This is a genomic window from Micromonospora sp. NBRC 101691, assembly GCF_030269285.1.
GTDB lineage: Bacteria > Actinomycetota > Actinomycetes > Mycobacteriales > Micromonosporaceae > Micromonospora > Micromonospora echinospora.
Genome location: NZ_BSTB01000026.1, coordinates 94,219 through 100,306, shown reverse-complemented (window position 1 = coordinate 100,306; position 6,088 = coordinate 94,219). Strand labels below are relative to the sequence as shown.

Sequence of the window (6,088 nt, the reverse complement as noted above, 5' to 3'; positions counted from 1 at the left end):
GGGGGGGGGGGGGGGGGGGGGGGGGGGGGGGGGGGGGGGGGGGGGGGGGGGGGGGGGGGGGGGGGGGGGGGGGGGGGGGGGGGGGGGGGGGAGGAGGAGGGTGGGGGCGACGGTGGTGGGGCGGTCGCTGACCTGTCCGTCCCCGAGCTCGACCACCCGCCAGACACCGTCGTCGCGTCGGGCCAGGTCGACCGTGACGAAGGGCAGCCCGAGGGCGGCCACCAGCGGTGCGACGGTGGTCAGGTCGGGCTCGGTGGCGGGCAGGTGGTCCGGGGTGTCCGGGTGCGGGCCGACGAGCACGCAGCGGCCGTCGCGCCACCAGGTTCGTACCTCCGCCGAGGTGAACCGCTCGAAGCGGCGTAGCACGAAGCCGCCGACGAAGTCGTCCTCGCGCAGTTCGCGGAACCGTCGGGCCACCCGCCAGGCGGCCTCGGTGTCGGCCAGGTCGGGGATGAAGGCCGCCTCGTCCCAGTGGTGCTTCATCGACTTGCAGTAGTCGCGGAGCACGGCCGGGCCGTCGCCCAGCTCGGTGCGGGCCCGGTCGAAGGCCGCACGCCCGTCACCTGAGGTCCAGGTCGTCGCCGGCGTCACCGCCGCCAGGTCCGGGTACCAGCCGGGCAGTTCGTGCGCCCGGCGGTACTGCCCGCTGCCGGTGCGCAGGAAGACCCTCCGGGCGGCCAGCGCTTCCGCGAAGGCCGCGTACCGCTCGGCGCGGAGCATCCAGCCCCGGTAGACCGCCTCGCCCTCACCGGTCAGGCGCCGCAGTGCGGCGTCCGTGTCGCCCCGGGTGAGCGCGTCGTGGTCCACCGCCACGACCGGTACCCCGGCCTCCCGGGCCGCCGTCGCCTCCGGCGCGAAGTGCTGGTCGGGGCGGTGCGGACGAAGCGGATCGGCGGGCACCAGCAGCAGCATCCCGCCATCCTCGCCGAGCCCCGCCGCTCCGGTCAGGCCGGTCAGCTCGGGGCCTTGACCTGACCGTCGTAGGCGATGCTGCGCCACAGGTCGAACTGGCGGTCGTTGCCGACCAGGGGGTTGCCGGCCAGGGCGACGGCGGCGTGCACCTCCTCGTCGTTGCGCAGTTGCCGGAAGTAGCCGGGACCGACCAGGGCGATGCCCCGGCCGGGCGACTGGATCAGCTTCATGTCGTCCTTCCACAGGTCGAGGGGTGGGTTACCGGTGAGCTGACGGGCCACGTCGGCGCGCATCGAGTCGAGGTCGATGAAGGAAGGGTCGATCTTCCCGCTGGTGCTGGTCTCCCGGTGACCCCGGGCGTGGCTGGCGTCCCGGCCGAGCCGGCGCAGTACGGCGGCGGTGGCGAGCACCGAGGCGGAGTACTGGGCGGGGGTCATGGCCTGGTTGACCCCGTTGTAGTCGATCTCCCAGCCGATGAGCATCGTGTTGCCGTCCCCGGCCGGGATGGGTCCACTGCCCCGGCTGGTGCCGGCGTGGTTGGCCCGCCCGTCGGAGATGACGTGGAAGACACCGTGGTAGTCGACCAACGCCTGACAGAGCGGCCCGGGCAGGTCGGAACGGCCGTTGACGCAGATGTTCAGCGCGGGGTGCGGGTTGCTGGCGCTGGAGGTGGCGGCGGTGTGGTGCCAGAGCACGCCGATCGGGTTGAACGAACTGCCGGCGACCCGCCCGAGCCAGTTGCCGTGCTCGACCACGCGGACCCCGGCGGAGCGGAGCACGTCGGCGAGCCAGGGAATGGTCGCCATCAGGCCGCGCCCGCCAGGACGGTTCCGCCGGTGGGTGCCGGTCGGCAGCGGCAGCCGGACGGAGCGGGACGGGCGGCTGCGGATCGTTCGGCAGACATGCCGGCGATCGTAGTCGATCAATGCCTCGACGGAGCGGGTGTCAGTCGGGCCGCGCGGGGTCGGAACGGAGGTGGGCGGTCCGGCGGGTCAGGTCGGAACGGTGTTCGACCACGATCACCCACGTGCTGTCGTGCGTCCGTCGGTGCGGTCTGGGTCACCTGGTCGGAGGGGCGTGCCGGTGATCGAACGACCGACGTAGGCTCGCAGGTGTGAGTGTGAGCCGGGAGATCGACGACATCCTGCAGCGCGGCGCGGACGGCGGGCGGATCACGCCCGAGGAGGCGCTGCTGCTCTACACCGAGGCGCCGTTCCACGCCCTCGGTGAGGCGGCCGACGCGGTGCGGCGGCGGCGGTACCCGGACAACATCGTCACGTACCTCATCGACCGCAACATCAACTACACCAACGTCTGCGTCACCGCGTGCAAGTTCTGCGCGTTCTACCGCGCGCCGAAGCACAAGGAGGGCTGGACCCACCCGACCGAGGAGATCCTGCGCCGCTGCGGCGAGGCGGTCGAGCTGGGCGCGACGCAGGTGATGCTCCAGGGCGGCCACCACCCCGACTACGGCGTGGAGTACTACGAGGAGTTGTTCTCCTCGGTCAAGAAGGCGTACCCGAACCTTGCGATCCACTCGATCGGGCCGAGCGAGATCCTGCACATGGCGAAGGTCTCCGGGGTGAGCCTGGACGAGGCGATCGCGCGGATCAAGGCCGCCGGGCTGGACTCGATCGCCGGGGCCGGCGCGGAGATGCTGCCGGAGCGCCCACGGCGGGCGATCGCACCGCTGAAGGAGTCCGGCGAGCGTTGGCTGGAGGTCATGGAGCTGGCCCACCGGCAGGGGGTCGAGTCGACCGCCACCATGATGATGGGCACCGGCGAGACCGTCGCCGAGCGGATCGAGCACCTGCGGATGATCCGTGACGTCCAGGACCGGACGAAGGGCTTCCGCGCCTTCATCCCGTGGACGTACCAGCCGGAGAACAACCACCTGAAGGGGCGCACCCAGGCGACGACCCTGGAGTACCTGCGCCTGGTCGCGGTGGCCCGGCTCTTCTTCGAGACCGTGCCGCACCTCCAGGCGTCCTGGCTGACCACCGGCAAGGACGTCGGTCAGCTCGCCCTGCACATGGGCGTGGACGACCTCGGCTCGATCATGCTGGAGGAGAACGTCATCTCCTCGGCCGGCGCCCGGCACCGCTCCAACCTGCACGAGCTGATCGCGATGATCCGCTCGGCCCACCGGATCCCGGCCCAGCGGGACACCCTCTACCGGCACCTGGCGGTGCACCGTACGCCGGCCGAGGACCCGACCGACGACCGTGTCGTGTCGCACTTCTCGTCGATTGCGATTCCGGGTGGCGGGGTCGGCCGTTCACTGCCTTTGGTGGATGCCCGGTAAACGGTCGGTAATCATCGTCATTATTGCGGGATCGACCGAACGGGCAATGGTTGTCCGGCGGGCGGGCCGATCGCGGTAACCATTGGGGCCAGTGTCACCTGCGATTCCGCCCAGCAAGCGCATCAATTCGGACAATCCTTAAGTGGTTCTTAGCCGAGCAGCTCACTGCGGGTCTCCCCAGGGGGTGGCGGGGGCGACCGTGGGCCGCTAACGTCCCGTTCGGCGGTGCCGGGTGGACGTCGCGCCCGGGCGCATTCTTTCCCGTCTTCCATAGGGGAACACCTCGATGATCTTCCGTAACCGAGCGTTGGCGGCGCGGGTCGGCACTGCCGCACTGCTGGCCTCTGGCGTGTTCACCGCGCTCGGCGTTCCGGCCCACGCCGCCGGCACCGAGACCGACCTCTCCCTCGACGTGGTCGGCACCCGGGTCGCTGCCGGCAGCGAGGGGAAGGTCGCCTTCGCCAAGGTCACCAACCGGGGCGAGAACACTCCGCGAGACCTGTCGATCGACGCGGACTTCTCGGGGTTGGACACCAGCAAGGCCGTCCCCGTTTCGGCCATCCCGGGCTGCGACCCGAACGTGGGCGGCTGGAACTGCAAGGTGCCGACGGAACTGCTGCCGGGTCCGGGCGAGACGGTCGAGCTTCCGGTGGTGCTCTTCAAGCAGGACGGCTTCGAGGGCACGTACAAGGGGTCGGTCACCTTCGCCATCGGCTCCACCGACGACACCGACGCCAGCAACAACACCAAGGTCGCCACGATCGAGCTCACCGACGAGAGCGGCCCGGACCTGCTCGTGCTCGCCGGTGACGTGAAGCAGGCGGTGGAGGTCGACGAGAACGGCGAGCTGTCCGTGGTCGGCGACCTGCACGCCGGCGAGACCGGCGTGCTCCAGTACTTCGTGGTCAACCAGGGTGACCGGGCGGCCGGGGGCCTCACCGTCACGGTCAAGCTCCCCAAGGGCGTGACCTTCACCGAGGCGGAGCCGGACTGCGAGTACAACGCCGCCGACACCGAGGCCGTCTGCACCTACCGCCAGCTTCCGCTGGTCCCGATCGACGAGGACACCGACGAGAGCGACGACGTCTTCTCCGCCGGTGACTTCCACCACCTGCTCTCGGTCGACGCGGACGTGAAGGCCGGCAGCCTCACCGGCGGCAGCGTGAGCGTCGAGCCGATCGTGGCGACGCAGCCGCTGCGGGGTTCCGCCCGGGAGGCCACCAAGCTGCCGGAGAACGTCACCGGCCTCCAGGGCGCCGACGTGGACGCCAGCGACAACACCGACGGCTACGCGGTCGTCGTGGCCGCCGAGGGCGGTTCCGGTGGCGGCGACGGCGGCCTGCCGGTGACCGGCCCGCAGGCCGGCCTGATCGGCGGGATCGGCGGTGCCGTGCTGCTCGCCGGTGGTGCCATGTTCCTGGCCGCCCGTCGTCGCCGGGTGGTCCTGGTGACCCCGGGCGACGAGACGTCGACCGTCTGACGGTCGTCCTCAACCGGCCCGTGCGGGCCGTCTACATAACGCACCGCGACGGGGGCGGGATGGGTGACCGTCCCGCCCCCGTCGTTTCCAGACGCGGTCCGACCCGGGCCGTTTCCACCTCACGCTCGCAACTCCGAGGGACCGCATGAACCTGTTCACCCGCGCGGCGCTGGCCCGAACCGGCGCCGTGACCCTGCTCACGGCCGGGATGGTCGCGGTCGGCATGCCGGCCCAGGCGGCCGACCAGGTCGACCTGGCGCTCATCCCGCTCAGCGGCCAGCTCGCCAAGGGCGTCTCCGAGGCCAAGGCCAAGCCCTTCAAGTTCACCGTGGACAACACCCGTAGCACGGCGGACGCCCGCAACGTCACCGTCACGGTGGACGCCCGGAAGGTCAAGCAGAAGAAGGTCGGCTTCTTCGTCCCGGACGGCTGCCAGCAGCAGGAGAAGGCCGTCTACTCGTGCGTCCTCGGCGACCTCACCGCCGGGACCAGTGAGGACTTCGGCATCCCGCTGTTCAGCACCGGTGCGCGTGGTGCCGCCGGCACGCTGGTGGTCACCATCACCTCCACGACCGCCGAGGCGGACCCGGAGGACAACACCGTCGAGGTCGACCTCACCGTCACCAAGCCCGGCTACGACCTGGTCACCTGGGCCCAGGACGTCTACGCCGACGTCGAGGTCGACGGTGACGAGGAGACCGGCCTGCGTCCGGTCCGCCCGGGTGAGACCGCCCCGCTGGACTGGGCCGTCTACAACGGGGGCAGCCGGCGGGCGACCGGGCTGTTCTACGGCATCACCCTGCCGGCCGGGGTCAGCTTCGCCGAGCTGCCGGAGAACTGCGTCCAGGAGGACTTCCTCGGGTTCGCCCAGGCGTTCTGCGACGACCCGGCGGTGGTGCTGAAGCCGGGTGAGTTCTACACGGACAGCATCCGGGTGACGGTGGCCAAGGAGGTCACCGAGCCGGTGCTGCGGATCGGCAACATCTTCGCCGCCGGCCTGGACCGGGCCGTCGAGGGCGAACCGGAGAGCGAGCCGCAGGTCGCCGGACCGGCCCAGCGCCGGACGTTCGACGAGGTCGACGAGATCGACAACAGCGCGCTCTTCGACGTCTTCGTCGACCTGACCACCCCGACGCCGGGCCCGAGCGCCTCGCCGTCCGTCTCGCCGAGCGTCCCGCCGGCGGCCGGTGGCGGTAGCGGTGGCGGCGACGGCGGGCTGCCGGTGACCGGTGTCCAGGCTGGTCTGATCGGTGGCGTCGGCGGCACCGTCCTGCTGGTCGGGGGCGCGCTGCTGGTGCTCTCCCGCCGCCGTCGGGTGGTGCTGGTGACCCCGGCCGACGAGAAGTCCACCAACTGACGTCCGGTGAGACGCCCGGGGCCGGGCGGGATGG

General features: G+C 71.6%; 5 protein-coding genes. 3 read left to right on the top strand and 2 right to left on the bottom strand.

Annotation, left to right across the window (positions count from 1 at the left end; genetic code table 11):
- A partial coding sequence (locus QSK20_RS29080) for an ATP-grasp domain-containing protein (protein WP_285791801.1) occupies positions 1-912 on the bottom strand: 912 nt, incomplete at its 3' end.
- 41 nt (positions 913-953) lie between these two features.
- Positions 954-1,718 (bottom strand): peptidoglycan recognition protein family protein, encoded by a 765-nt coding sequence (locus tag QSK20_RS29075; RefSeq protein WP_285791800.1) that lies wholly within the window; start codon positions 1,716-1,718, stop codon positions 954-956.
- Positions 1,719-2,026: 308 nt separating this feature from the next.
- On the opposite strand from QSK20_RS29075, the gene mqnC reads away from it, so the two are divergent.
- The 3 genes from mqnC (at position 2,027) to QSK20_RS29060 (ending at position 6,054) form a co-directional block, all read left to right on the top strand.
- Positions 2,027-3,217 (top strand): cyclic dehypoxanthinyl futalosine synthase, encoded by a 1,191-nt coding sequence (gene mqnC, locus QSK20_RS29070; RefSeq protein WP_285791799.1) that lies wholly within the window; start codon positions 2,027-2,029, stop codon positions 3,215-3,217.
- Positions 3,218-3,503: 286 nt separating this feature from the next.
- Entirely contained in the window at positions 3,504-4,697 is a 1,194-nt protein-coding gene (locus QSK20_RS29065; protein WP_285791798.1) for an LPXTG cell wall anchor domain-containing protein, read from the top strand.
- 145 nt (positions 4,698-4,842) lie between these two features.
- The gene (locus QSK20_RS29060) at positions 4,843-6,054 is read left to right on the top strand and encodes an LPXTG cell wall anchor domain-containing protein (protein ID WP_285791797.1); all 1,212 of its coding nucleotides are present in this window, start codon (positions 4,843-4,845) and stop codon (positions 6,052-6,054) included.
- Positions 6,055-6,088 lie beyond the last annotated feature (34 nt).

Coding starts and splice junctions, on each gene's coding strand:
- QSK20_RS29075 (WP_285791800.1), bottom strand. CDS start 1,718: ATGGCGACCATTCCCTGGCTCGCCGACGTGCTCCGCTCCGCCGGGGTC.
- QSK20_RS29065 (WP_285791798.1), top strand. CDS start 3,504: ATGATCTTCCGTAACCGAGCGTTGGCGGCGCGGGTCGGCACTGCCGCA.
- QSK20_RS29060 (WP_285791797.1), top strand. CDS start 4,843: ATGAACCTGTTCACCCGCGCGGCGCTGGCCCGAACCGGCGCCGTGACC.